Origin of the sequence: Streptomyces angustmyceticus (genome assembly GCF_019933235.1) — a bacterium.
Classification (GTDB): Bacteria; Actinomycetota; Actinomycetes; order Streptomycetales; family Streptomycetaceae; genus Streptomyces; species Streptomyces angustmyceticus.
Genome location: NZ_CP082945.1, coordinates 4163863 through 4189517, shown reverse-complemented (window position 1 = coordinate 4189517; position 25655 = coordinate 4163863). Strand labels below are relative to the sequence as shown.

The 25655-nt window shown below is 75.1% G+C and carries 25 protein-coding genes; 8 read left to right on the top strand and 17 right to left on the bottom strand.

The window, feature by feature from the left end:
- Window positions 1–36 precede the first annotated feature (36 nt).
- The gene (locus K7396_RS18805) at window positions 37–402 is read right to left on the bottom strand and encodes a hypothetical protein (RefSeq protein ID WP_174886957.1); all 366 of its coding nucleotides are present in this window, start codon (window positions 400–402) and stop codon (window positions 37–39) included.
- An 877-nt stretch (window positions 403–1279) separates the two neighbouring features.
- On the opposite strand from K7396_RS18805, the gene K7396_RS18800 reads away from it, so the two are divergent.
- Both K7396_RS18800 and K7396_RS18795 read left to right on the top strand, forming a co-directional pair.
- Window positions 1280–1519: a hypothetical protein gene (locus tag K7396_RS18800; RefSeq protein ID WP_086721029.1), complete on the top strand. Its 240-nt coding sequence runs from the start codon at window positions 1280–1282 to the stop codon at window positions 1517–1519.
- A gap of 331 nt (window positions 1520–1850) precedes the next feature.
- Window positions 1851–2825: an SCO2400 family protein gene (locus K7396_RS18795; RefSeq protein ID WP_143589236.1), complete on the top strand. Its 975-nt coding sequence runs from the start codon at window positions 1851–1853 to the stop codon at window positions 2823–2825.
- A gap of 53 nt (window positions 2826–2878) precedes the next feature.
- Here K7396_RS18795 and K7396_RS18790 read toward each other — a convergent pair whose 3' ends face one another.
- The 9 genes from K7396_RS18790 to K7396_RS18750 form a co-directional block, all read right to left on the bottom strand.
- A complete protein-coding gene (locus tag K7396_RS18790; RefSeq protein WP_086721031.1) occupies window positions 2879–4435 on the bottom strand; it encodes a protein kinase domain-containing protein in 1557 nt (518 codons plus the stop codon).
- 179 nt (window positions 4436–4614) lie between these two features.
- The gene (locus tag K7396_RS18785) at window positions 4615–5856 is read right to left on the bottom strand and encodes a cytochrome P450 (protein WP_152104791.1); all 1242 of its coding nucleotides are present in this window, start codon (window positions 5854–5856) and stop codon (window positions 4615–4617) included.
- Between the two features lie 70 nt (window positions 5857–5926).
- Window positions 5927–6724, bottom strand: coding sequence for an ABC transporter permease (locus K7396_RS18780; RefSeq protein WP_152104790.1), 798 nt, complete (start codon window positions 6722–6724; stop codon window positions 5927–5929).
- Window positions 6721–7719, bottom strand: a complete 999-nt coding sequence (locus tag K7396_RS18775) for an ATP-binding cassette domain-containing protein (protein WP_152104789.1) — start codon at window positions 7717–7719, stop codon at window positions 6721–6723. Before K7396_RS18775 ends, K7396_RS18780 begins: the two co-directional genes overlap by 4 nt.
- A gap of 58 nt (window positions 7720–7777) precedes the next feature.
- Entirely contained in the window at window positions 7778–8614 is an 837-nt protein-coding gene (locus K7396_RS18770) for a DUF4097 family beta strand repeat-containing protein (protein ID WP_086720342.1), read from the bottom strand.
- Between the two features lie 163 nt (window positions 8615–8777).
- Entirely contained in the window at window positions 8778–9314 is a 537-nt protein-coding gene (locus K7396_RS18765; RefSeq protein ID WP_086720349.1) for a hypothetical protein, read from the bottom strand.
- 91 nt (window positions 9315–9405) lie between these two features.
- Window positions 9406–10806, bottom strand: coding sequence for a glycosyltransferase 87 family protein (locus tag K7396_RS18760; RefSeq protein WP_086720343.1), 1401 nt, complete (start codon window positions 10804–10806; stop codon window positions 9406–9408).
- Window positions 10803–11504 carry a class I SAM-dependent methyltransferase gene (locus K7396_RS18755; RefSeq protein ID WP_143589203.1) on the bottom strand — a complete coding sequence of 234 codons (702 nt, stop codon included), beginning with the start codon at window positions 11502–11504 and terminating at the stop codon, window positions 10803–10805. The genes K7396_RS18760 and K7396_RS18755 overlap by 4 nt, the downstream gene beginning before the upstream one ends.
- Window positions 11505–11575: 71 nt before the next feature.
- Window positions 11576–12694: a glycosyltransferase family 4 protein gene (locus tag K7396_RS18750; protein WP_086720345.1), complete on the bottom strand. Its 1119-nt coding sequence runs from the start codon at window positions 12692–12694 to the stop codon at window positions 11576–11578.
- A gap of 74 nt (window positions 12695–12768) precedes the next feature.
- Here K7396_RS18750 and K7396_RS18745 point away from each other — a divergent pair, with 74 nt between their 5' ends.
- Window positions 12769–13593, top strand: a complete 825-nt coding sequence (locus K7396_RS18745) for a PIG-L deacetylase family protein (protein WP_086720346.1) — start codon at window positions 12769–12771, stop codon at window positions 13591–13593.
- Window positions 13590–14624 carry a lysylphosphatidylglycerol synthase transmembrane domain-containing protein gene (locus K7396_RS18740; RefSeq protein WP_086720347.1) on the top strand — a complete coding sequence of 345 codons (1035 nt, stop codon included), beginning with the start codon at window positions 13590–13592 and terminating at the stop codon, window positions 14622–14624. The genes K7396_RS18745 and K7396_RS18740 overlap by 4 nt, the downstream gene beginning before the upstream one ends.
- Here the strand turns inward: K7396_RS18740 and mptB are convergent.
- The 4 genes from mptB to K7396_RS18720 all read right to left on the bottom strand — a co-directional run bounded on the left by mptB (window position 14557) and on the right by K7396_RS18720 (window position 19750).
- A complete protein-coding gene (mptB, locus tag K7396_RS18735; RefSeq protein WP_152104788.1) occupies window positions 14557–16014 on the bottom strand; it encodes a polyprenol phosphomannose-dependent alpha 1,6 mannosyltransferase MptB in 1458 nt (485 codons plus the stop codon). The genes K7396_RS18740 and mptB overlap by 68 nt on opposite strands.
- Window positions 16015–16111: 97 nt before the next feature.
- The gene (locus tag K7396_RS18730; protein WP_086721666.1) at window positions 16112–17617 is read right to left on the bottom strand and encodes an alpha/beta hydrolase; all 1506 of its coding nucleotides are present in this window, start codon (window positions 17615–17617) and stop codon (window positions 16112–16114) included.
- A 137-nt stretch (window positions 17618–17754) separates the two neighbouring features.
- On the bottom strand, window positions 17755–18495 hold the full coding sequence (locus K7396_RS18725; RefSeq protein WP_086721667.1) for a PP2C family protein-serine/threonine phosphatase: 741 nt from the start codon (window positions 18493–18495) through the stop codon (window positions 17755–17757).
- 124 nt (window positions 18496–18619) lie between these two features.
- Window positions 18620–19750, bottom strand: a complete 1131-nt coding sequence (locus K7396_RS18720; RefSeq protein ID WP_086721668.1) for a site-2 protease family protein — start codon at window positions 19748–19750, stop codon at window positions 18620–18622.
- Window positions 19751–19927: 177 nt separating this feature from the next.
- Between K7396_RS18720 and K7396_RS18715 the strand changes: the two genes are divergently transcribed.
- Window positions 19928–20215 (top strand): hypothetical protein, encoded by a 288-nt coding sequence (locus tag K7396_RS18715; protein WP_086721669.1) that lies wholly within the window; start codon window positions 19928–19930, stop codon window positions 20213–20215.
- 204 nt (window positions 20216–20419) lie between these two features.
- Window positions 20420–20818, top strand: a complete 399-nt coding sequence (locus tag K7396_RS18710; RefSeq protein ID WP_086721670.1) for a hypothetical protein — start codon at window positions 20420–20422, stop codon at window positions 20816–20818.
- 179 nt (window positions 20819–20997) lie between these two features.
- Here the strand turns inward: K7396_RS18710 and K7396_RS18705 are convergent, their stop codons facing one another.
- From K7396_RS18705 to K7396_RS18695, 3 genes are all read right to left on the bottom strand, one after another.
- Entirely contained in the window at window positions 20998–21369 is a 372-nt protein-coding gene (locus K7396_RS18705) for a hypothetical protein (RefSeq protein ID WP_373866943.1), read from the bottom strand.
- 216 nt (window positions 21370–21585) lie between these two features.
- The gene (locus K7396_RS18700; RefSeq protein ID WP_152104787.1) at window positions 21586–22236 is read right to left on the bottom strand and encodes a transglycosylase family protein; all 651 of its coding nucleotides are present in this window, start codon (window positions 22234–22236) and stop codon (window positions 21586–21588) included.
- Window positions 22237–22524: 288 nt separating this feature from the next.
- Window positions 22525–23286, bottom strand: coding sequence for a 4'-phosphopantetheinyl transferase family protein (locus K7396_RS18695; protein WP_152104786.1), 762 nt, complete (start codon window positions 23284–23286; stop codon window positions 22525–22527).
- A 362-nt stretch (window positions 23287–23648) separates the two neighbouring features.
- Here K7396_RS18695 and K7396_RS18690 point away from each other — a divergent pair, with 362 nt between their 5' ends.
- Window positions 23649–24797: a sensor histidine kinase gene (locus tag K7396_RS18690; protein WP_143589220.1), complete on the top strand. Its 1149-nt coding sequence runs from the start codon at window positions 23649–23651 to the stop codon at window positions 24795–24797.
- 183 nt (window positions 24798–24980) lie between these two features.
- Entirely contained in the window at window positions 24981–25643 is a 663-nt protein-coding gene (locus K7396_RS18685) for a response regulator (protein ID WP_174886961.1), read from the top strand.
- Window positions 25644–25655: the final 12 nt, after the last annotated feature.

The window sequence follows — 25655 nt, the reverse complement described above, 5'->3', positions numbered from 1 at the left end:
GGCGTCGTCCGCCCGGGGAACCGCCCCTCGCACCGTTCAAAGGCGCCGCAGCCGGGCGGCGATGCCGTGTCCGACCAGCAGGTAGATCACGGCGGGCAGGCCGTAATTGAGGAAGACCCGAAATCCTTCGGCGTCCATGGTGAAGATGTCCTGCGACCACCAGGCCAGAAAGTCCGCCACGCCCTGCACAAAACCGACGAAGACATTGGCCCGGTTCGCTTCGAGAAGGTAGAGCAAGATCCACAGGCCGAGGAACACGGCGGCGATATCGGCGATCGTGTGAATGATCAAGGCCGAACGCCGTGCGGCGGATCCGTCCCGATGACGTTCGGAGCGGTAGGGGTCGCTCGGGGCGTAGTAGTCGAAGGGCTGGTTTCCCGGCAGGGGTTCGATGTTATTCACGGCTTCCCAATCTGACGCGTACGAGACCATGACGGCAAGGCGGACACGGCCGGGCGCTTTTCTTTCCTCCTCCAGAGGCATCACGTCGGCGGCCGCCTACGGGTCACTGGGCACACCCGCATTCCCTTCTGCGCCATGAGTGCGTCATTGCGTTACCCGGGCTCGGCAAGAGAGCCGAGACGCCCCCTCCGAAGGCATTCCTTCGCCACCGCCTCGACCTGCGGAAAGAGGGGACTTTCGGGCTCTCGGGCCACCGGGCTCCGGCAGACCTCTGGCCACCGCGCTTCCGGCCCCTGGTCACCGGGCTCCCGCAGGCCCCTGACCGGCGGGAGCCCGGCACCCCGCCGGTGGCGAAACCCCCGCGAACACCCCAACCCCAAAGGGAGCCTCTCCGACCACGACACAGCGCGTGAAACCGAAATTCGGCGACACATTCCCACGGCACGGCGGCCGGGCAACTCTGCGCATTCTCCACACAGAAAGGGCACACACGCACGTCCGGTGCACACAAGTCGCGGTGCGCACGCCCGCGTCAGGGGTTGTTATGTCCCCTGCTCGACCACAGCGTCTTCCGTCGCAAGACCCGGCCTTGGAAAAGTCCGTGAAGGAGTTGTCACCATCCGGTCGAAAATCCGGCTCGCCGACATGCCGCGATACCGAAACGTCTGCAGAAATTTCGGACGGATCGGGGTGGCCGAGCGGCGGTGGACCGTGGTTTGATCCGCGTCATTCGGAAGTTGCATCTCCGCCAACCAGGCGGGAGTTGCTCCTTCGCTTCCGGATGTCGGACGACCGTCGAACCGGTTGCATCAGCTCGGCGCCGGGTCGCTCGATATGGCTCACGATCACCGCACAAAACGAAAGAGAAGGGCCTGCCATGCGTAAGGACGCCATGCCCCAGAACGAGACCCGCGAGATCGCCGACAGCGACCTGGAGAACATCTCCGGCGGAATTCTCGGCACCGAGAACCTCACGAACGGTGCGACCTCCGCGCTGCCCGGCCTGCCCGGCCTGCCCGCCCTGCCCTCCGCGAGCGGCTCGGTCGCGGGCGGCCTGAACGCCCACCTGGGCCCGGTCTCCGGCAGCACGGGCTTCTCCGGCGGCCTCACCGTCTGAGACACCACGCACCAAGGACCACCCCGGTCCGCTGTGACACCCCGCCGGCCCCCTCCTGTACCGGCAGGGCCGCCCTGGGCCCCGGCGCTTCCGCTCCGGGGGCCAGGGCATGTCGCGTTGTCGGCGTCGTCGACGCGGCCCATCACCGGATTCCTCGGGGTATGTCCGGAACGGTGGGGTCCGTTGGTGAGGGATCTGCACGGAAGCGTCACACGGTCTTCGCTTTGCCTGACGGGGGTGCCGTTAGCGTTACAGCCCGCTCGATCCCGCGTGCGAACTTGATCAGGTCGCCGGCGTCCTTGGCGGCGCAGTCAGCACAGAAAGATCGCAGATGGACTACTGCACCTCGTGCCGCCGCAGTCTCAACGGGGCCCTCGTGTGCCCCGGATGCGGGGACTACGCGCCCGACATAGCACCGCCCTCCCACCGCCGCGAGCGGGCGATGTCCGCTGCCGAGAAGTGGGAGGCACAGCGCGCGGAGGAGGACACCGCGGGGTTCTCGCGGGGTGCGGGGCAGCATGCCGCCGCGTCGCCGGCCGGGGCCACCGCCTTCGGCACCGGGGCGTTCGGGGCCTCGGCGTTCGAGGCCGGGGCGTTCGGGAGCGGTGCGCCGGAGCCGGACGGTGCGGCGCGGGCCGATGCCGGGGACGACGGGCCGTCCGACGGTGCCGCCGGGGTCGCCGCCGGTACCGGGCAGGGCCGGGCGGCGAGGCGCCGGCAGCTGGCGCGGTGGAAGAAGCACCGGCGGCGGGCCGCGGCCGCTACCGCCTTCGCCCTGGTGGGCGGCGGTCTGACCGTCTCGCTGCTGCAGAACAAGCCGTCGGCCGGCCATGCGCAGGCGGCCTCGTCGCCGGAGCCGGGGAGCGTGGGCACGCCCCGTACGGAGACGGCCGCCTCCTCGTCGGAGCAGCCGGATGCCGAGGCGCCCGGGCATTCCCCGGCGCGTCCGCACACGACGGACCACCGGCCGGACAGCGCCGCGGCCACGCCGCCCGCCGCCACACCGGCGCCCCGGCAGCAGCCGCACCACGACGCCCCCGCGCGGCAGCAGGTGTCCTCGGGCACGACGCGGCACAGCAGCACGCCCGGCTCGTCCGGGACGACGCACGTCGGCCACACCGACGCGGCCACGCCGACGGCGTCCGCCCCCGCTTCCGGCGGGCACACGAGCCACGGCTCGGGCCTCACGGCACCGTCGGACAGCGCGCCGGCCGCCTCGCCCGCGCCGAGCACCCCGACGGCGCCGGCCGCCCAGCCGACCTCGCCGTCGCATGTGTGCCTGCTGGGGCTCGTCTGCGTCGAGTGAGAGCCGCTCGCGGCCCGTCCCGACGCGGGGTCACGGGCCCCGGTGGGTCCGGCTCACGCGGTGCCGGGTGTGCGCCCCGCGGTGGGCTGCGCCCGGTCTGACGGGGCCGGCGCCGGGAGCGGATGGCGCGGGCGGGTGCGGGACTTGAGCACCTGGGCGCCGACGGCGAGCGGGACGGCGAGGAGCAGGACGTAGAACACGCCGATCTTGCGGAGGTCGTCGAGGAAGAACCAGACCGAGGCCAGGGCGGTGAACCAGAACGCCACCAGGGCGAAGCCGCCGGTTTCCTCGTCGCGGAGTCCGGCGGTCAGGCAGAGGGCGGCGACGATGCCCAGGACCAGGGCGATGACGACGTAGCGCGTCTCCCAGCCGACGTTGGCGCGGGCCAGCTCGGACCAGGTGGCGACGGCCTCCGCCACCGGTCCCCAGGCCACCGCGCAGGCGAGCCGCGCCGACCACAGCAGGAGCACCGCGCCGGCCACGGCGGCGAGCAGCGCGACCCGGGTGAACTGGCCGGTCTCGATCATGTCGGTCCGGGAGATCACCAGCGACAGGAAGCAGCCGAGCAGGGCGACCGCGCCCTCGGCCGTCGGGCGGAAGACCACCCGCGCCGGTCTCCGGCGGGCGGGCGGGGCCGCGGCGCGGCCGGCGGCCGGGGCCGCAGGGGAACCGCCCGGCACGGAGGAGCCGCCCGGCGCGGGGGACGTGCCGCCCGGTCCCGGCGCGGCGTGACGGGCCGGCGCCGGGTCGACGGTCGTCGGGGTCCGGACGAGGGGCGCCGGTGCGGCGGGGGCGCGGGACGCCTCGTCGAGCGCCCGGTGCATCTCGGACGCCCGGGTGAAGCGGTCCTCCCGGTCCTTGCGCAGCGCGCGGACGATCACCGCGTCGACGGCGGGCGGCAGCTCCGGGCGGAGCTGCGAGGGGGGCACCGGCTCCGCGGCCAGGTGCTGGTGCATGACGGAGAACGGGGAGTCGCCGGTGTACGGGGGACGGCCCGTCAGCAGCTCGTAGAGCAGGCAGCCCACGGCGTAGAGGTCCGTGCGGTGGTCGGTCGCGGCGCCGTTGATCTGCTCCGGGGCCAGATAGGCGGGGGTGCCGACCGCCACGCCCGTGCCGGTCAGCCGGGTGGCCGCCTCGGTGAGCGCCTTGGCGATGCCGAAGTCGACGACCTTGACCTGGCCCGTGCCGGTGAGCATGACGTTGGCGGGCTTGATGTCGCGGTGCACGATGGCGTGCCCGTGGCTGTGCTCCAGGGCCTCCAGCACCTGGCCCGCGATGCCGACCGCCTGCGCCACCGGCAGCGCGCCGTCCTGGAGGACGTGGCCGAGGCTGCGGCCCTCGACGTACTCCATGACCAGGTACGGCTCGGCCGCGCCGCCCTCGGCGTCCTCGCCCACGTCGTGCACGGTGGCCACCTTGGGGTGGTTGAGCGCGGCGGCGGCGTGCGCCTCCCGCTGGAAGCGGGTGAGGAACTCGGGCTGCAGCGCCAGCTCGGCGGAGAGGGTCTTCACGGCGACGGTACGGCGCAACCGGTGGTCGACCGCCCGGTACACCGTGCCCATCCCGCCGTTCCCGAGCCGCTCCACCAGCTCGTAGCGCCGGCCCAACATCCTGTGCTCCACCGGGTTCCTCCAGGGACCTTCGACATCCACACGTACGCGGGAAGACGTACTGGAGTGCGAACGGGTTCCTCCGTGGGCGGTCGGTGGCCGCGTCCGCGCTCGTGGCGGCGGTCGCGGCCGCCCCCGTGGCGTCCGCGGCCGCCGGGTGGCCGCGCTCCTCGTGCCGGCTACGTCTCGTCCCAGGTGACGGGGAGCCGGTGCACCCCGTTGATGTTCATGCCCTCGCGCAGCGGCACGTCCTCGGGCGGGACCGCCAGGCGCAGCGTCGGGAAGCGGGTGACCAGCGCGGGGAGGGCGACCTGCAGCTCGACGCGGGCCAACTGCTGGCCCAGGCACTGGTGGATGCCGTGGCCGAACGCCAGGTGCCCGGTGGCCCGGCGGCGCAGATCGAGGGTGTCGGGGTCGGGGAACCGTGCCGGGTCGCGGTCGGCGGCCTCCAGGGAGAGGGTCACGGTCTCACCCGCCCTGATGAGGTGGCCGGCCACCTCGACGTCCTCCAGCGCGGTCCGCGCCCCGGTGTGGGCGATGGTCAGGTAGCGCAGCAGCTCCTCGACCGCCGGGGCGGCCAGGGCCGGATCGGCGCGCAGGGCGGCCAGTTGGCCGGGGTGGGACAGCAGCGCGAAGGTGCCGAGGGCGAGCATGTTGGCGGTGGTGTCGAGGCCGGCGGCGAGCAGGAAGCTCCCGATGCCCGCGAGTTCGTCGTCGGTGAGGTCGGTGGTCGTCAGGTCGCCGAGCAGGTCGTCGGTGGGGGCGGCGCGCTTGGCCGTCACCAGCGCGGCCAGGGTGTCCTGCAGCGCGGTCATGGCGGCGACCACCTCCTCCCGGGTGGAGCCGCGGGTCATCAGCGTCGCCGTATGACGCTGGAAGTCCTCCTGGCCGGCGTGCGGGACACCGAGGAGTTCGCAGATCATCAGCGCCGGGAGGGGCTTGGCGTACGCCTCCACCAGGTCCAGCGCCGGTCCCCGGCGCTCCATGGCGTCGAGGTGCGCGTCGGTGATCTCCGTGAAACGGGCGGTGAGCGCGCGCATCCGGCGGACGGTGAACTTGGCCATGAGCAGCCGTCGGTAGCGGGTGTGCTCGGGTGCGTCGAGCCCGGTGAGGTCACCGACCGGAGCCGGTGGCAGCGGGCCGGTGGGGCCGCCCTCGAACGGGTTGTGCAGCAGCTCGTAGCGGGAGCTGAAGCGGGGGTCGGCGTGTATCGCGCGGACCACGGAGTAGCCGGTGGCCAGCCAGCCGAGGTGCCCGTCGGGGTAGCGCATCCGGGCGAGCGGCCGTCCGGCGCGCAGCCGGGCCAGGCCGGCGGGCGGGTCGAAGGGGCAGCCCTCGGCACGGGCCGTCGGGAGCGTGACGGGGCCGGGGCCGGGGCCGGCGACGGGGGCGCGGGCAGGGGTGAGCGGTTCGGGATGCATGGGTGTCCCTCCGGTACGGAGTGCGGAGTGCGAGGCGTGGGTGCGGGGCGGGAGGTGCGGGGCGGGAGGGTCAGCGCGTGCCGCCGCGCCGGAAGGCGGACCGTGCCCACAGGTAGCCCGCCAGGGAGAGGCCGACGCCCCATGCCACGGCGATGGGGCCGTTGTTGCCGGTCCCGGTGCCCAGCAGGAGGCCGCGCAGCGTCTCGTTGACGGGGGTGAAGGGCTGGTACTCGGCGAACCACCGCAGTCCGGCCGGCATGGAGTCGGGGGTGACGACGGCGCTGCCGAGGAAGGGCAGGAAGGTGAGCGGCATGGGGGCGTTGCTCGCGGACTCGACGGTCCTGGCCACCATGCCCATCGCGGCCGCCAGCCAGGTGAGGGCGAAGGCGAGCAGGGTGAGGAGGCCGAGGGCGGCGAGCCACCCGGCGGGGGTGGCGTGCGGCCGGAAGCCCACCGCCAGCGCGACGGCGACGACCAGGACCAGGCTGACCATGGTCTGGATGACGCTGCCGACCACATGGCCCGTCAGCACGGAGGCCCGGGAGATCGCCATGGTGCGGAAGCGGTTGATGATGCCCTCGGTCATGTCGAGGGAGACGGACACGGCCGTCGAGATGGCGCCGGAGGTCACGGCCATCAGGATGATGCCCGGGGTGACGTAGTCGACGTAGGCGCCGCGGTCGGTCGCCGCGCCCGGCAGGCCGATGCCGTTGCCGAGGGCGCCGCCGAAGACGAAGACGAAGAGCAGCAGCATCACGATCGGCATGGCGACGACCTGGAGCGTCAGGGACGGGTAGCGCCGGGCGCGGGTGAGGTTGCGGCGCAGCATCGTCATCGAGTCGCGCAGGGCGTGGGCGTGGGTGCTCATCGGGCGTTCTCCCGGGAGGAATCGACCGTGGCGCCGGCCTGCGGAGACCGGCCCGTCAGGGTGAGGAAGACCTCGTCGAGGCCGGGGGTGTGCACGGTGAGCGCCTCGGCCCGGACCGAGGCGCGGTCGAGGGTGTCGAGGACGGCGCGCAGCGCCGGGATGCCGCCGTCGCCGGGGATGTCGAGGGTGAGCGCGTCGTCGTCGCGGGCGGCGGAGGGGAAGAGGGCGGCGGCCGCGGCGAGTTCGGGCGGGCCGGGGAGCCGGAGGCGGAGGTGGCCGCCGGGGATCTGCCGCTTCAGCTCGTCCGCGGTGCCCTCGGCGACGAGCGTGCCGTGGTCCAGGAGGGCGATGCGGTCGGCGAGTTGGTCGGCCTCCTCCAGGTACTGCGTCGTCAGGAAGACGGTGACGCCGTCGTCGGCGACCAGGCCGCGGATGATCTCCCACATGGTGCGCCGGCTGCGCGGGTCGAGGCCGGTGGTCGGCTCGTCGAGGAAGATCAGGCGCGGGCGGCCGACCAGCGTCATCGCGAGGTCGAGCTTGCGCCGCATCCCGCCGGAGAAGGTGGCGACGGGCCGGGCGGCGGCCTCGGTCAGCTCGAAGCGGGCGAGGAGTTCGCTCGCGCGCCGGCGGCCCTCGCGGCGGTCGAGGTGGTGCAGGTCCGCCATCAGGAGCAGGTTCTCCCGGGCGTCGAGCAGGTTGTCCACCGCGGAGAACTGGCCGGTGACGCCGATGGCGGCGCGCACCGCGCCGGCCTCGCGGACCAGGTCGTGGCCCGCGACCCGGACCCGTCCGGCGCTCGCGGGGATCAGGGTGGAGAGGATCTGGACGGTGGTGGTCTTGCCCGCGCCGTTGGGCCCGAGCAGGGCGAAGACCGTGCCCTGGGGGATGTGCAGGTCGATGCCGTCGAGCACGGCCTTGTCGCCGTAGGACTTGGTTAACCCCTCCGCGGTGACGGCCGCGGGGCGGGGACGGGCCGGGGTGTTGATCATGGTCATGACACTTCCTCTCTCGAAGAGGGGCGGTGGCCGGCCGGGAGCGGCCGGCGGCCCGTGGTCAGGCGCGGTGGATCACGATGTCGCCGAGGCTGGTGTGGGCGCGCACCTCGACGGTCTCGGCGGCGTCACCGGGACCGTCGGACGGGCCGAGGGAGTTGCGTACGCTGCCGACACCGGTGGCCACGTCGAGCCAGGCGGCGGTGGACCCGGGGATGCCGACCTCCAGGTCGCCGGCCGCGGCCCGTAGCACGACCCGGCCGCGCGCCGCCTCGCCGATCCGGATGGGGCCGTTGGCGGACTTGGCGTCGACCCCGGCTCGGGCGACGCCGACGGAGATCAGGCCGTTGGACGCGCTCGCCCGCAGCGCGCCGGTGACCTCGCCGATCGTGGTCGCGCCGTTGCCGTTCTTGACCACGGCGGCTCCCGCGATCTCACCGGCCTCGATCCGGCCGGCGGCGACGAGTTCGGCGTCCCCGGCCGCCCGGCCCAGCCGGATGTCGCCGTAGTCGGTCCGCAGGTTCACGGTCTCGGCCTCGTCGACCTGGAGGTCGCCGAGCGAGGTCTTGAGCCGGCACTCGCCGAGGAGGCCCGCGCAGGTGAAGTCCGCCATGGGCGAGGTGCCCTGGACGTCCGAGCCGGCCGGCAGCTCGATGGTGATGTCGAGCGAGCCGCACTTGCCGAAGATCGAGCGCTTCTTGGGGCCCTTGACGACCAGCCGGCCGCCGGAGCAGGTGACCTTGGTCTGCTGGGCGGCCCGTACGTCGGCGTCCGCGGTGGCGTCGGCCGGGCGCACCTCGACGACCGTGTCGGTGCGCTTGCCCGCGGTGATCCGGGCGGTGCCGAGGTCGAATTCGAGGGTGACGGTGATCGGTTCGGGGGTCTCAAAAGAAGGCATGGCTGTCCCGTCCTCGTGACTGTGGAGTGCCTCCCCGCCGGTGGGGCGGGGGAGGTGAAGAGTGGTGGAGTGCGGTGCGCCGGGCGCGCGGCCGGGGTCGGCCCCCTGACGGCCGGGGCCGGCCCCTGTCGACGGGGGCGGGCCTCGGTGGCCGGGCGGGGCCCTAGCGGACCCAGCCGGTGTAGCCCTGCCGGCCCCCGTGGCGGCTGCGGCCGGCGGGGCGGGGGCTCTCCCCCGGTTCCAGGGCGCCGGCGACGGCCCGTACCAGCCAGGCGTTGACCGACAGGCCCTCCTGGCCCGCGGCGTCCTCGACCCGGGCCTTGAGCGGGGCGGGCAGGCGGAAGTTGATGCGGGCGGTGCCGCCCTCGTCGCCGTCCACCGGGGCGGCGGGCGCCGGTGCCGCCGGGCCGGCCGGCGTGCTCTCGGGCGGCCCGGCCTCCCCGAACGGCTCCGGGGCCGGCGACGGGGTCACCACGAACTCGGGGTCGAGCCCGCGCAGCCGGACGTCGACCGAGCCCGGCGCCAGCTCGCGGGTGACCTCGGCCATGGCGGAGGACAGGGCGTTGAGCAGGGTCAGCCGGGCGGCCGATTCCAGGGGCGCGGTGAGCCGTTCGGCCAGGGCGCGGGCGTCCTGGCCGCCCGCGTCGGCGGCGATGGCGAGTTCGTTCCGGAGGGTGTCGACGTACGGCGTGAGGTCCATGTCCGCCATAGTGGCACCATCATGGCGCCACCGCAAGCCTTTGTGGCGCCACCAAGGCGTTAAGTGACGCCACGATGGCGACAGGTGCCATCTAGGTGGCACCATCCGGGCGCGGCCCGGTGCCGGCCGCCGGCACCCGCTCCGGCCTCCGGCGGCCCCGGCGCCCCCGGCGGCTCCTGCCCTCGGGCCCGCCCGAGGCGCTCCCCGAGGCGCTCCCCGGGCCGTTCCCCGCGCACTCGCCCGCCGCGGGCCGCAGCAGGGTGACGAGGGTGAGCGCGGCGCAGGCGGGGTAGCCCCAGCCGAGCGCGGCGAGGTACCAGGGGCGGCCGAACTGCCAGATGTCCGGCTGGGCCATCCCCAGCCAGTGGACGAGGTGCCCGCCCAGGGCGAGGCCCCAGGCGGTCAGTGCCGCGGTCCGGCCCCGGGTGCGGTGCGGGGCGTGGGCCAGCCACAGCACGGCGGCGACGGCCCAGACCCAGTGGTGGAACCAGGAGATGGGGCTGACCAGGAGGCCGAGGAGCTGCACGGCGAGCAGGGCGCCGAGCGGATCGGCGCGGCGGACCGCGCGCACCACGGCCGCCAGCGCCAGCAGCACGGCCGGGACGGCGCAGGCCCACCACGCGGCCGACCATCCGGTGTCGTGGCCGAGGGTGCGCGACAGCGCCCCGCGCAGCGACTGGTTGAGCACCGAGCCGACCGGCCCGACCCGGGCCGCGTCGCCGACCGCGTGCAGCCAGAAGTCGGCCGCGGCCCCGGGCGCCGCCCACCAGCCGGCCGCGACGGTGGCGGCGCCCGCGGCGGCCGTCCAGCACGCCGCCGCCCAGCGCCGCTGCGCCAGGAAGTAGACGCCGGTGACGGCCGGGACCAGCTTCACGCCGGCGGCGAGGCCGACCCCGAGCCCGGCGGCGGCCGCCGGGCGCCGCCCGACCGCGTACGCGACGCCCGCCGCCAGCAGCAGGTTGATCTGCCCCAGCGCGAGGGTGCCGGCGACCGGCTCGGTCCACAGCAGGGCGGCGCTCCACAGCAGGACGCGCCGGCGGTGCCGGGCGGCGGCCGCGTCCGGGTCGGCCATCCGCAGGCAGCAGTGGACCAGGACGCACAGTGCCGCGATCGAGGCCGCGGTCCAGGCGGCGCTCACCGGCGGCCACGGCACCCGGGAGAGCGGGAGGAACAGCAGCGCGGCGAAGGGCGGGTAGGTGAACGGCAGCGGGAAGAGGTCGGTGCCCGGCAGGTTCAGGCGGAAGGCGTAGAGGTCGCCGCCGAGGAGGTGCGGGGCCGCGCTCCGGTAGACCCGCAGGTCCACCATGCCCGGCCGCAGGCAGGCCGGGATCCAGGTGAGCAGCAGCATCGCCGCGGCGGCGACGAGCAGCACCGTGCCCGGCCGGCGGGCCGCCAGGCGGCGCGCCTCCTCGACGCGCCGCCGGCCCGGCCGCGTCCCCGGCGGTGCGGCGGGCGGCGGGCCGGCGGCCGGGGCGCGCGGCGCGGGCCTCACGCTCCGCGGCCCGGGTCCGCGGTGGCGCGGACGTCCCGGGGAAGTCCGGGCCGGGGCGCGGCGGGCCGTTCGTAGACGGTGACGGCGAACGGGCGGAAGGAGTCCGGTTCCACGTGCTCGATCACGCGGTGCAGCCCGGCCACGGTCTCGAAGTACGCGCAGAACCGGCGGGACTCCGGCCAGGGGTGGACCAGGACCAGCAGCCCGCCGGGCGCCACGGCCCGGGTCAGATGGGCGCAGGCCCGCCGCAGGTGCGGGGGCCGGCCCAGGTAGTAGAGCAGTTCGGCGCAGAAGACGAGGTCGAACCGCTCCTCGGGCGGCGCGGTGAGGATGTTGAGCCGGGTGAACCGGGGCGCGGCGGCGCGCCCCTGCACGGGGGTGCGGGCGCGGGCGAGCGCGCGCTCGGAGATGTCCACCCCGGTGATCTCGGCCTGCGGGAACGCGGCCGCGAGGCGGTGGGTGAAGGCGCCCTCGCTGCAGCCGACGTCCAGGATCCGCCGGTAGGGGCGATGGGGCAGCAGCCGCAGGGTCGTCGCGTACTTGAACTGCTCGTAGTCGTCCACGGCCAGCCCCCACGGGTCGGGCCGCCGGTGCCACCAGTCGAAGTACCAGTGCAGGACCCGTCCCTGGCCGCGGAGGCCGATGAGGGAGAGCGCGGCGAAGAGGGCGCGGTGCGCGCGGTCGAGGAGGCGGTGCATGAGAACCTTCCGGGCCGGTGCGGTGGCCACGCTTCCGGGAGGCCGCCGGATGTCTGCGGGATGACGGGGCGTCAGCGGGTGACGTCGTCGTAGGCGTGCGCGAACGCTTCGGTGACCACGGGCCAGGTGCAGTGCACCGGCTCGGTCTCCCAGTTGTGTGCGGCCAGGCTGCGCCGGGCCCCGGGGGTGCGGGCCAGCCAGAGCACCTCGTCGGCCAGGGCGAAGGCCGAGTGGCCGCACAGCGCGCCCTCGCGGTTGTGCCGGACGAAGTCGGCGACGCCGGTGTGCGCGCGGGCGAGGACCGGCAGTCCGCTGGTGCGCGCCTCCAGGGCGGCGATCCCGAAGGACTCCCGCCGGCAGGGGTTGACGAACAGGTCGGCGCCGGCCAGCAGTTCCCGCACCTCCCCGGGCTGCAGCCGGCCCGCGAGGCGGATCCAGCTGTCCATCCCGTGGCGGCGCAGATAGCGCTGTATCGGGCGCAGGCTCGGCCCGGCGCCGGCGAACGTGGCGCGCAGCGCGGTGCCCCGGCGGGACATCCGGGCATGGGCGGAGTGCAGCGCCGCCAGCAGTTCCATGGGTTCCTTGCGCGGGACGAGCCGCCCGACGGCGACGATGTGCACCCGGCCGTCCTGGCGCTCGGCCGCGCCCTGGGTGCCGCGCCACCACGCGGCGTCGATGCCGTTGGGGATGACGCGCGGGCGGACGTCCGGCAGGGCCTGCCGGATCAGCCGGGCGGCCGAGGTGCTCACGGTCGTCACGGCCACCGGAGCGGTGGGGCCGTGCCCGGTCCGGCTCAGCAGCCGGTACAGGGCGCGCACCACCGGGTCCCACATGCTGTGGACGGTGGCCACGGCGGGGATGCCCCGCCGCCGGGCGCAGGCCAGCGCGGCCCAGGCGAACGGGGAGGCCGCGCCCAGGTGGACGTGCACCACCCGTGGGTGACGCTCCGTCAACAACCGGTCGATGGCGTGTCCCGCCCTGGGGTGAACGGGCAGGTGCCCGGGCAGCCGCGCACTGATCCTGTGCACGGGGTAGGGCCATCCGGCCGCCGGCGCCCCCGGGGCGGCGGGCGTCGCGGTGACGACCTCGGCGGCCTGGCCCGCCCGGTGCTGCGCGGCGGCCAGGGCGGCGACCTGGATCTCGATACCTCCCGTCCGCGGAGCGAAGCAGTCTGAAATGTGAAGGATCATGGCTGCACTTCCGACATGGGGCGTGAAGTTCCCCAGTATGGGGTGGTAAAGCATGGTTCGTGAGACATACGTGCTTGTTCTTTCACGCGCATCCGGACGACGAGGCGCTGCTGACCGCCGGGACCATGGCGCGCCTGGCCGGTCAGGGACACCGTGTGGTGCTCGTGCTGGCCACGGCGGGCGAGCGCGGCCTGGCCCCCGAGGACCTGCGGGAGCGCGGCCTGGGCGCGGTGCGCCGCGCCGAGGCGCACGCCTCCGCCCGGATCCTGGGCTGCTCCCGGGTCGCCTTCCTCGGCTACGCCGACTCCGGGCACGGGCCCGCCCCGGCCCCCGCCCGCGCCGGCGCCGAGCCGTTCGCCGCGGCGGACGTCGACGAGGCGGCCGCGCGCCTGGCGGCCCTGCTCACCGAGGAGCGCGCCGACCTGCTGACCGTCTACGACCCGGCGGGCGGCTACGGGCACCCCGATCACGTCCAGGTCCACCGGGTCGGCTACCGCGCCGCGCGCCTGGCGGGCACCCCGGTGGTGCTGGAGGCCACCGTCGACCGCACCCTCCTGCTGCGCGGGCTGCGCGCCGCCTCCTGGATCCACCGCTTCCCGCCGCACTTCGACCGGGACTCCTTCCGGCAGGCGTACGGCGCACGCGCCGAGATCACCCACCGGGTGCCGGTCAGACGGCACTGGCGGGCCAAGCGCGCCAGCATGTCCGCGCACCTCAGCCAGGCCCGCGGCGGCGACTCCGAACGCACTCTGGCCGCCCTGGGCCGGCTGCCCGGACCGGCCTTCCGCCAGGTGCTGGGCACCGAGTGGTACATCCAGCGCGGGCTGCCCGCCGGGCCCGTCCTGCGCGATCCGCTGGCCACGCTGCCGGGCGCCGGGGCGGCGGCGCGCGGCCGATGACACCGCTCACCGCGCGGCTGCCGAAGTCCGCCCTGCGGCTGCTGGGCCTGCTCTCCTCCGCCGCCGGCCTGATCCTGCTGGCCCTGGCCCTGCCGCGGGCGGCCGGCACCGACTGGGCCGCCGTCCGCGCCCAGCTCGGGCACGTCGGCGGCCCGCAGGTGGCACTGCTGTGCGCGCTGGCCGGCGCCGCCCTGTGGAGCTACACCTACGTCCTCAGCGCCGCCCTCCCCGGCCTGACGCTTCGTCAGGCGCTGTTGGTGAACTGCACGGGCAGCGCGGTGAGCAATCTGCTGCCGCTCGGCGGCGGTGCGGGCGTCGCCGTCACCTACGCCATGACCCGCCGCTGGGGGCATCCGCCGCGGGCCGTGACCGTGTGCGTCGCGCTCACCGGGGTGTGCAACGTGGCCGCCCGGCTGGCGCTGTCGGCGGTGGGCGCGCTGCTGCTGGCGGGCAGCCCCGTCCCCGGCATCGGCTGGGCGGCGGCCGCGGGCGGCGTGGTGCTCGCCCTGCCCGTGGCGCTCGCGGCCGGGTGGCCCGCCCTGCGCCACCGCCGCCGGGCTCCCGGCACCCGTCGCCCGCCGGCCCCGGCCGGACCGCTGCGGCACGCCGCCCGGCGGGCCCGGCAGCTCGCGGTGCGGCTGCGCGACGAGAGCCGGGACGTGGTCCGCCGTTCCTGGGTGCGGCTGGTGTGCGGCATGGCCGCCACCCTGGCGGCGCAGGGCGCCCTGTTCCTGGCCTGTCTGCAGGCGGCGGGCGCCGGCAGCGGCACGGGGGAGGCGCTGGCGGTGTTCGCGGCCAGCCGGCTGCTGACCCAGATCGCGGTGACGCCCGGCGGCATCGGCGTGACCGAGTGCGCCGCCGCCGTCGCGCTGGTCGCCCTCGGCGGCGTCCCGGCCGCCGTGGCCTCCGCCATGCTGCTCTTCGCCACGTTCACGCACCTGCTGGAGATCCCGCTCGGCGCGCTCACCGGCGCGCTCTGGCTGCTGCGGGCGGGACGACGGCGGCCGGCACCGGCCCCGGCCGCTCCCTAGGCGCCCACCGCAGCACCACCGCCAGCGCCACCGCTCCCCCGGCGGCGGCCGCCAGCCCGGTCGCCCAGGTGGGCCCCTGCCCCGACGGCATCACCACCAGCGTCAGCGCCGCCACCGCCGCCTTGGCGCCGCCCCCCGCCAGCCGCCGCCAGGACACCGCCGCCAGCGGCACCAGCGCCCACAGCGCGTACCAGGGCTGCGCCACCGGCGCGGCCGCGACCAGCACCAGCAGCGCCGTCCCCGTCGCCCGCTCGGCGCCGGCGCGCGGGGCGCGCCGCACCCAGTAACCCACCGCTCCCAGCCCCACCAGCAGCCCCGCCAGCCGCGCCGCCGTCATCGCCCCGGCCGCCGTGCCCCACCCCAGTCCCCGCGCGAGCCACCCCAGCACATGGCCCGCGTCCGTGCTCAGGGACAGCAGGGTGTGCACCGCGGCGGGTGTGCGCAGGGTCCACAGCCACCCCCAGCCCTGGCCGCAGAGGAACACCCCCGCCACCAGCGCGGCGGCGGCCAGCGCGGCGATCCCGGCCGCCCGCCGCGCCCGCCGCCCGGCGCCGTCCCGCCCCGCCACGGACACCGCCGCCGCGCACAGCAGGCCCACCACGGCGGGCGCCTTCACCAGCACCGCCGCGGTCAGCACGACGGTGCCCACGGCCCAGCGCCCCCGCCGGAACGCGAGCAGACCGGCCGTCAGCAGCCCGAGCATCAGGGCCTCGTTGTGCGCCCCGCCGACCAGGTGCAGCAGCACCAGCGGGCTGAGCGCCCCGGCCCACAGCGCCCCGGCCTCGTCGGAGCCCGACGCGGCCGCCAGCCGCCGCAGGGCCCACACCGTCAGCGCCAGCCCGGCCGCCGCCACCAGCCGCAGGCCCAGGGCCGCGGCCACCACGTGCTGTTCCCCGGTGAGAGCCACCACGGCCCGCGCCACGGCGACGGACAGCGGTCCGTACGGGGCGGGGGCGTCGTGCCACATCCCGGGCACGTTCGCCGCGAGCGGGCCGCCCAGCGCCGCCGGGCCCAGCGCGTACACATCGCGCCCGCGGTCCGCCAGCGCGCCCTGGGCGAGGTAGCTGTAGGCGTCGCTGCTGCCCAGCAACGGGCCCGGCAGCAGCGGCAGCACCCAGCACCACACCGCCGTGCGCAGCGGCCGCCCCCCGCCCGCCGTGCCGTCCGCGACGCGGGTGCCCAGCCGCCACCACGCGGCGATCAGCAGCACCAGACCGGCGTACGACACGGCGACGCCCGCGCACCGCAGCACCTCGCCGGGCCGTCCCCACAGACCGTCCGGCACGCCGTGCGGCAGCGCCCCCGCCCCCCATCCGCCGACGCCCAGCAGCACGGAGCCCAGCGTGCCCAGGAGCACCTCGCCCCGGACGGTGACCCCTGCCGCGCTCATCCGGCCAACCTAGACGCGGGAGCGGCCCGCACGGCGCACGCGGCCGGACATGTCGCCCGTCCGCCCGTGCCGCGCGGGCCGGTTCACCGGCGCCGGGTCAGCCGGCGCAGCGCACGTCCCGCCCCGGGCGGTGGCCCGTCGTCAGGAAGGCGGTGACCGCCCGGTCGCCGCAGGCGGTGCCGTTGGCGAGGTAGGCGCCGTGGCCGCCGTGCTCCAGGGTGACCAGGCGGGCCCGGCCGCCCAGGGCCCGCCGCATCTTCAGGGCGCCGGCGTACGGGGTGTTCGGGTCCCGGCGGTTCTGGAGCATCAGGATGTTGGACGGGCCCCGGTCGGTGATCCGCGTGGGCCGCTCCGCCGGCGCCTCCTTCCAGAAGGAACAGGGCGTGATGTTCGCCGGCATCCCGGCCGTGAGCGGGTGCCGGGCGCGGTCGGCGGCCACCGCGCGCCGGTGGGCGGGGACCGACGCCGGCCAGCGCACGTCGTTGCAGAGGGGGAGCAGCACGGCCGCGGCGCTCTCGTCGGGCAGGGGCCCGGCGAGGGCGGCGGGCAGCACCGGCGTCGCGTGCGGGTCCCGGGCCTGCCGGACCAGCCGGGCGAATCCGGGGAAGGAGGCGTCGCTCTGCAGGGTGTCCTGCAGGGCCTGGCGCAGCAGATTGCCGGTCAGCGGGACGCCCTGGGTGGTGGACCGCTTCGGCGCCCGGTCCAGCTCCGCCGCCAGCGCGAGGACCAACGGCCTTACGTCCCCGGGGCGTTCGGCCAGCCGCAGCCCCTCGTCCTTCCGGGCCGGGTCGGCGGCCCAGGCCGCGAAGTCGGGGAACCGGTCGTCGGCGCCCACCGCCAGGTTCGCCAGCCAGCCCCGCTCCACCCGGGACGGATCGGGGTCGCCGGAGCTGTCCAGCACCCAGCGGTCGGTGTGCCGCGGGTACTTCTGCGCGTACACCGCCCCGACGTAGGCCCCGTACGAGGTCGCCCAGGCCGACAGCTTCTCCTCGCCCAGGGCCCGGCGGAGGCGGTCGATGTCGCGCGCCTCGTTCGCGCTGGACATGCCGCGCAGCACGGCACCGCCCTGCCGGGCACAGGCGTCGGCGATCCGCCGGGCCCTGGCGGCGTTCTCCGTGATGCCGCCGTCCGGCGCGGGCCACGACCGCAGGGCCACCAGGTGCCGGTCGGCCGCGTCGAGCCCGCAGCCCGCCGTCGAACTGCCGCCGGTGCCCCGCGGGTCGAAGGTGACGAGGTCGTAGGCGCCGGCCAGCTCCCTGCCCAGCGCCGCCCGCTTCGCCGTCAGCCGCGGCACCCCGGCCCCGCCCGGCCCGCCGGGGATCATCAGCAGCGTGCCCCGCCGCGCCGCGGGCCGGTCGCTGCGCACCCGGGACACGGCGAGGGTGAGCCGCGGGCCCCGCGGGTCGCGGTAGTCGACCGGTACGGGCAGCTTCGCGCACTCCTGTCCCGGAAGGGCGGGAGGGGCGCACGGCCCCCAGGTGAGGGCGGGCACCGCCGTGCCCGACGTCTGGGCGCGGGCCGCCGGGGCGAGGGCGGCCAGGGTGGCGGCGACGGCCGCGGCGGAGAGCGTGAGCGCCAGGGCGCGGGGCGGGTGAGTCGTCATGGGGCAAGGGTTGTCGAGCGGCTCCCCGGTGCCCATCCGGCTGCCGGTAGCACCGTGGTGGGGTTCTCCCGAGGGCCCGCCGGCCGGTGCCGCCGCACGGTGGCGCCCCGGGGGCGAGCGGATCGCTCCCCGGTCGGTCACTCCCCGATGGTGAGCAGGGCCAGCGTGATGTTGTCGGGGCCGCCCGCCTCGATGGCGGACTTCCACAGCTCGAAGGCCGCCCGGCCGCCGCTGTGGCGCCGCAGCAGCTCGCCGACCTCGTCCTCGGGGACGGGGTCGGTCAGCCCGTCGGTGCACACCAGATAGCGGTCGCCCACCGTGAGCGGCGCGGTGGTGAGGTGCGGGGTGACGGCGCTGAACTCCGGTGCGCCGCCCAGCGCCTGGGTGACGACGGAGGTGGTGCGCCGCCCCGGCGGCAGCGGCGGACTGTCGTCCACGCTCACCTGGCGCAGCTCCTCCCCGGCGCTCGCGAACACCCGGCTGTCACCGACGTTGAACACCACCACGGACTTCTCCCGCACGACCGCGCCGGCGACGGTGGTGCCCATGGTGGTCAGCTCCGGGTCCCGCTCGGCGGCCGCGTACACCGCGCGGTTGCACAGCTCGACGACGTCCTGGACCGCCTCGTCGGTCTCCAGCGACGGGCCGAGCGCGGCCAGGTGCCGGACGACGAGCGCGCTGGCCACCTCCCCGGCCGGCTGCCCGCCGATGCCGTCGGCGACCGCGACGACCAGCGGGTTGCCGAGGGGGAACACCAGGGTCTGCGGGTTCTCGGTCACGGTGCCGCAGAGCGTCCACGGGCCCACCACCAGGCTGTCCTCGTTGTGCTCGCGGATCAGCCCGGTGTGGCTCAGGGCGGTCACGGTGAGGTAGGGCATCTCCCGGCTCCGGTGCTCCGCTACCGCCACGCCCCGTGCCCCCGTGGCGTGCCGTACCCCCATTGTGGCCACCGGCCGGCCCCGCGCGCCCGCCGGCGGCACCGGCACCGGCGGCGCGGTCCGGTCAGCCGGTCCCCCCGCCGCTCAGGGTGGTGCGCCGCATCAGCCGGGCGATGTCCTTCCCGGTGACGATCCCCACCAGGTGTCCCGCGTCCACGACGAGGAGCCGCGCGCCGGTGCGCAGGTTGATCCGCTCCAGGGCCTCGCTCAGCGGATCGTCCGGAGCGGCCGTCGCGCACTGGGACAGCGGGAGCGCCGCCTCGCGCACCCGCACCGTCTCCCGGCTCGGCCCCGGCACCGCCGCGAGCCGGCTGAGCTGCACGATGCCGCTGGGGCGGCCCTCGAAGTCCAGCAGCGGCAGCGCGGAGTGGTGGGCGTGCACGGCCACCTCGTCGATGAAACGGCCGACGGTCAGCCAGTCGGCGCCGGTCACCACCGGGCTCGACATGGCATCGGCGACCCGGATGCCCCGCAGCGCGGTGTGCACGGCGGCGCGGCGCCGCTCCGCCCCGGCGACGATCAGGACGAAGAGGCCGATGAAGACGATCCACAGCCCGCCCGGTGCCCCGCGGAGCACCGAGATCCAGCCGGCGGCCACCAGCAGCAGCCCCATGATCTGGCCGCCCCGGGACGCCGCCAGATCTGCCCGGTCGCGGTCCCCGGTGCGCCACCACAGCGCCGCCTGCAGCACCCGCCCGCCGTCCAGCGGCACCGCGGGCAGCAGGTTGAACACGCCCAGGAACAGGTTCGCCCAGCCCAGCCACGCCAGGACGACGGCGGGCACCGCCCAGCCGGACAGCCCGTGCAGCCCGAACCCGGCCCCGAGCGCGACACCCCCGATGACCAGGCTGGTCAGCGGCCCGCTGACGGCCACGGCGAAGGCGGCCGCCGCGGACTGCGGCCGCCCCATCCGGGTGGTGCCGCCCAGCGCCCACAGCGTCACGTCCTGGACCGAGATCTGCCGGCGCAGCGCGGCCCTGGCATGGGCTGTCTCGTGCAGCACCAGACTGCCCATGAGCAGCGCCGCCCCGACGACACCGGCGAGCGCGTAGACCCCGTCCGAGCGGCCCGGCGTCCAGACGGGAAGGCCCTGGTGGCCGAGCCCGTACGCGAACAGGCCCACCAGCAGCGGCACGCTCCAGTGCACGCGCAGCGGCACCCCGACCACATGTCCCACACGGACCGAGCCGTTCATCGTCGTCTCCCGCCGGCCCGGCGCCCGGCCCCGCGGGCGGGCCCTGGCGGCCCGCGCTCCGTGCTCCGGCGCCCACCACAATTGTCGCTCGCACGGCCCGCACCGGCGGTACGAAAGGCCCGCGCGCGGTCCGGGTGGCACGCTGGGGGGTACGGACCGAACCGCCGGAGGTGCGCCATGGGACACAGCCACCACTTCCACCTGGACCAGGGTGATCACTCGATCACGGTGAACGTCGGGCCCGGACGGTCCGGGGAGATCGAGCTGCTGGTCGACGGCAAGGTGGTCGCGTACCAGAAGCACCACAGCCCCGGCATGAACGTGCTCACCGGCGAGCTCCCCGAGGAGCCCGCCCACCCCTTCCGCGTCCTGCTGCGCCAGCCGCACCTGGTCCCGTCCATGCCCCGCTGCACGCTGGAGCTGGACGGTGTGGAGCAGCCGATGCCGGAACGCCTGGTGCTCTAGAGGGCCTCCGCCCGGCCCGCCGGCGTGCCCGCGTACGCGCCGGCGCCGCCCCGCGAACCCCCGCGAAGGGTTGGGCCACCCGAATGATTATCGCCGACAAGCGTTTCGCTCCTGCGGGTTGAACGATGATGCGGGCCGCCACCGGCAGCACGATACGTCTGGCATCAGAAGGACGAATCGGCGAGGAGCGACGTGAGAAGAATCGTGAAGGCGGGAAGTGTCCTCGGGGCGTGCGGGCTGGTGCTGTTCGGCGGCGGGGTGGCCGGTGCGCAGAGCATTCCGGGCGAGTCGCTGCTCGCGGCCGCGGTGGGCGCCGACCTCGGCACGGTGACGGGCATGGTCTCCGGGGTGGTCTGCAACAACCGGCTCGCCGACTTCAACTACAAGTCCCCGGTGGTCAAGTCGCCGCACCCGTGCATCAACGGCCCGGTCCACAGTGGCAACAGCCTCAACAGCGGCAACTTCCTGAACCACGGGAATCCGAACAACAGCGGCAACATCCACAACACCAACGGGTCGACCAACAGCGCGAACTCCGCCACCGGCGCCTCGGCGGGCAGCAACAACAACATCCAGCGCATCCTCGGAGGCTTCCTGCACTGACCGGCGCCTGACCTCCCCCACACGGCTGCGGGCCACGACCGGAGCCGTCCGGCGATCGCCCGGCGGACCCACCCGCCGGGCGATCGCCGTGTCCGCGGGCGGCGGCCCGGGAAGGGAAACCGCCGCGCACGCCTCCGGCCCCGGACGAACCGGGGCCGGAGGGCCGGATCAGCGCCGGATCACAGGATCTGCCGGCCGCCGCGGCCGATGTGCTGGATGTCGTTGCTGGTCTTGTTCTCGGCTCCGGTCGTGCCGCCGGCGTCGTCGTTGGTGTTGCCGTTGACGTTGGTCGGGCTACCGCTGTTGCTGTTGTTGCCGGACAGGTGGACGTTCTGCGAGTTCGCGACGTTGCCGCTGTTCAGCGGGCCGTTGATGCAGATCCTCGCCCGGTTGCGGCAGCTGAAGCCGGCGTGGAAGCTCGCCACGGTGTCGCTGTTCCACACCCCGTCGAGGCCGTACGGTCCCCCGTCCCATGCCTGGGCGGGCGACGCCGTACCGGCCGCCAGGAGCAGGCCGCAAGCTCCTGCGATCACCAAGTTGACGCGTGCCATGTTCTTCACTGTGTGCTCCTGCACCTCGCGGTTGGGTACCCCGCGGTCTTGCTACCGGGCGTTGCCCCGTCCACCAAGCCTGAGCAACGGCCCGTCCCGCGCATTCACTCTGAACGATCAGTGGATTCACCGTGACGGCTCCCTGCGTCACCGTGCGGACGGGCCCCGCCCGCGGTGTGCGCCCCTTTCGCCCGTGCCGGGCGGTGGCGCCGCTCCTCACCCCCGCAGCCGCAGCCGCTGCCCCGGATAGATGTGGTCGGGGCCCTGGTCGAGGTGGTGTTTGTTGCGGTGGTAGAGGCCCTTGGTGCCGCCCGGGGCGTGGGTGCGGTGGGCGATGGCGGAGAGGCAGTCGCCGGGCCGGACGACATAGCTGCGCGCTCTGGGGCCGGAGGAGGTGGTGCGGGCGCGCGGGGCGGAGTCCCCGGCGGCCGCCGGGGACTGCCGGGCGTCGGGGGCGGAGCTGCCGGCGGAGCCGTTGGTGGCCGTCCGGGCGCAGTTGGGCCAGGCGGACAGGCCGCGGTCGCGGGCGATGCGCTCGCCGACGGCGATCTGCTGGGAGCGGGTGGCGAGGTCGGCGCGCGGGGCGTAGCGGCTGCCCCCGTAGGCGCGCCAGGTGGGGAGGTCGATCTGCAGGCCCCCGTGGTAGCCGTTTCCGCTGTTGATGTGCCAGCGGCCGCTGCTCTCGCAGGCGGCGATGCGCTCCCAGTCGGGTCCGGGCGAGTCGGCGGACGGGACGGTGTCGGCGGCGTTCGGGCCGGCCGCCGCGGCGCTCGGTCCGGTGAGGGCGGCCAGGCCCACGCCGCCGACGAGGACCAGCAGCACGGACAGGAGCGTGTCGACGGACCGTTGGGCGAGGGGCGACGGCATGACGGGAAACCTCCGCGGTGCTCCGGCAGCGCCGTGACGGAGTACTCGCCACGACCGGTGGGCACGCACCAACTAACCCGGCAATATGGTTTTCCGTGGCCCCGGTGAGCGCGACATGCGCGAGTTTCACCCGGGTGGGCGCAGCGCGGAATCCCCGCTTCCCATTGCCCGTCGGGCCGTGATTGCACCGCACATTTCCGCGCCGCCACCCGGCGGCAAGGCCCGAATTCCGGCCGCGCCCGGCAATTCCGGTCCGGTGCGCCCCGCCGCCCCTGTGGGAACGGGCATTTACCTGACCGAATAGGCGAATGAGGGGGTGAGCGCGAGGGGTTCCGGGACGGCGACGGCGAACTCGTAGGCGGGCGAGAAGGTGAAGTTCCGGACGTAAACGGGGACTTCGGTGCCGTACGGTCCGGGGACGGTGACCGTGCCGCGGTCGGCGGGGAAGCCGGCCTCGACGCGTTCCGGCGCGATGGACAGGCCACTGCCGACGGCCTGCAGCGCGGCGTCCTTGCGGACCCAGAAACGGGTGATGAGGCGCTCGCGCTCGGCGGACGGGCGGCCCGCGGCGGTGCGGGACTCCTGGGCCGTCAGGACCTCGCACGGGGTGTGCGGCGAGGACGTGGGGCGGACCGACTCGACCGAGAAGCCCATCCGGCGGGCGTCGTCGCCGCAGGCCACGACCAGCAGGCCGCGGGTGCCGTACAGCTCCCAGTGGGGGGCGGCGGCCATCGCGGCGCTCACCCGGTCGGGGAGCCGGGCCTGCAGCCAGCTGCGGGACGCGCCGTCGAGCGTCGCCCTGGAGTGGCCGTTGAGGCCCAGGCAGCCGTCGGGGGACAGGGCCTCTCCCGCGCCGCGGGACGGGGCGGGTCCGATGGGGACGACGAAGACCGGAACGGGGGTGGCGGGGACGTCCGGGTGGTCGTGAGCGGGTGGGGGCGCGGCGGCGAGCGGGGCCGGGCGGGCCCGGCCGTGACGGGACGACTGGCCGGGAACGCCCAGGTCGAGGGGCTCCGGACAGAGTTCGAGAAGAGCGGCGTTCGTTTCCACGTACTTTCCGTCCTCCACAGGTGAGCGGTACCAGGGCCGCACTGGGAGAGTGGCGGCCTGTCGTGCGGTGCTTCTCTCCCCCTTTTTCGCCTACATCGATCGATACAGACAGCCCAAGGTTTGCAGATCCTCCGGAAGCTTCGAGTCATCCCTCCTGCTGATGTACGGCTACATACTTCGATGTACGAGGGACCTCCCCAAATTCGGGCGCCAGGGCCAGGAGAACGGGCAACCCACCGAAGTACTGTCCTCGTGTGTGGTTACGCCTTTTCCCCAGTACGCACGCGCGCCGCCGCCCCGTCCCGCTCCGTGACCTCAGATTGGCAGTGGGTTTCTTCGCCGGCTGTCTGATTCTGTATGTCGTGGGCGGCTCCCAGGTGATGGGGGGCGATATCCCCGCTTGGCAGGCCGTCCTGCCGGTCGCGGTGCTGTGCACCGCGACCGCCCTGCGCAGCGTGGCCCCGCCGGTCGCGGTCGCCGTCGGAACCCTCACCGTGACCGTGGAGACCACGTCCAGCGGTGGCCTGGGCCCCGTGCTGATCTACACCGACCTGCTCTACGCCGCCGCGCTGTACGGCGCCCCCTGGCTGTGCCGGCTGCTGCAGGTCGGGACCGTCACGGCCACCCTCGCCACCACCGTCGTCCTCGTCCTCACCGGCGACCGCTCGGAGGGGGTGACGACCGGTGTCATCGTCGCGCTGCTGCTCATCTCCCCGGTGTGGACCGGGGTGTTGATACGGAACCACAAGGAACGGGCGGACAGCGAACGGCAGCGCGCCGCGCAGATCAACCGGCTGGCGGAGCTGGACCGCAAGACCGTGCTGCAGACCGAGCGCACCCGGATGGCCCGCGAACTGCACGACCTGGTGGCCAACCACCTCAGCGCCATCGCCATCCACTCCAGCGCCGTGCTCTCCCTGACCGAGTCGAAGGTGTCCGGGGAGGGCGCCGCCGAGGACGACCCGGTGCTGCGGGCGCTGGCCGTGATCCGCGAGAACAGCGTGCAGGGGCTGGCCGAAATGCGGCGGATGGTGGTGCTGCTGCGGTCCGACCGGGGGGTGGACGACGACTGGGACCGGCCGCAGCTGAACGCGCTGGGGGCGCTGGTCGAGCAGGCCAGGCCGGCCGCGGACGCGGCGGCGCTGACCCTGCACACCGAGTTCCCCGAGCGCTTCCCCGAGGTGTCGTCGGTGATCGAGGTGACGGCGTACCGCATCGTGCAGGAGGCGCTGACCAACGTCCTCAAGCACGCCTCGTCGGGGCGGGTGCGGATCCGCTGCGAGGCGGGCGCCGAGCAGCTGACCATCTCGGTCGACAGCCCGCTGACCCTGCCGGACGGCCGGGTCCGGCAGCGCCCCGTGGAACAGCTGACCACCGGGGCGGGCGCCGGGCTCACCGGGATGTCCGAGCGGGCCGCGCTGGTCGGCGGCATCTTCGACGCGGGCCCCGACCGCACCGCCCCCGGACGCTGGCGGGTGCGGGCCGTGCTCCCGCTGACACAGAACTCCTAGGGAGGGTCTCCGTGATCCGGACCGACCGGGAAGACACCCCCTGGGGCGTTTCCAGAGATTCCGACGAGAAAGGTGGCGCAGCCAGTGGAGGAGCTAGTGGACGAGCTGGTGGCGGACGAGCGCGGGAGCCGGCCGGGCCAGGCCCCGGCCCCGGACCCGGACCCGGTGGAGCGGCCCGAGTGCATACGGGTGCTGGTGGCCGACGACCAGGCCGCCGTACGGTCCGGGCTCGTCCTGGTGCTGCAGACCGATCCGGGCATCACCGTGGTCGGCGAGGCCGGTGACGGTGCGGAGGCGGTGCGGATGGCCGCCGAACTGCGGCCCGACGTGGTGCTGATGGACGTCCAGATGCCGCAGCTCAACGGGGTCGCCGCCACCCGCCGGATCGTGGAGCGCGGCCTCGCCGAGGTGCTGGTGCTGACCACCTTCGACCTCAACGAGTACATCTTCGGGGCGCTGCGGGCCGGCGCCGGCGGCTTCATCCTCAAGAACGCGGAGCCGGCCGTACTGGTGGGCGCGGTACGGGAGGTGGCGTACGGGGACGGCTTCCTCACCCCGGCCATCGCCCGGCGGCTGATCACGGAGTTCGCCGGCCGCCCTCCGGCCGCCGGACCCACCCTGCCGGAGGGCGCCGCGCAGGCCCTGGACACCCTGACCAAACGGGAGTTGGAGGTGCTGGCCTGCATCGCCCGCGGGCTGGCCAACAGCGCCATCGCGGAGACCCTGCACCTCGCAGAGGGCACCGTGAAGACGCACACCAGCCGCATCCTGTCGAAGCTGCACCTGAGCAGCCGGGTGCAGGCCGCGATCCTGGCGCAGCAGCACGGGATCGCCCTGCGGGGCTGAGCGGGCCGGGCA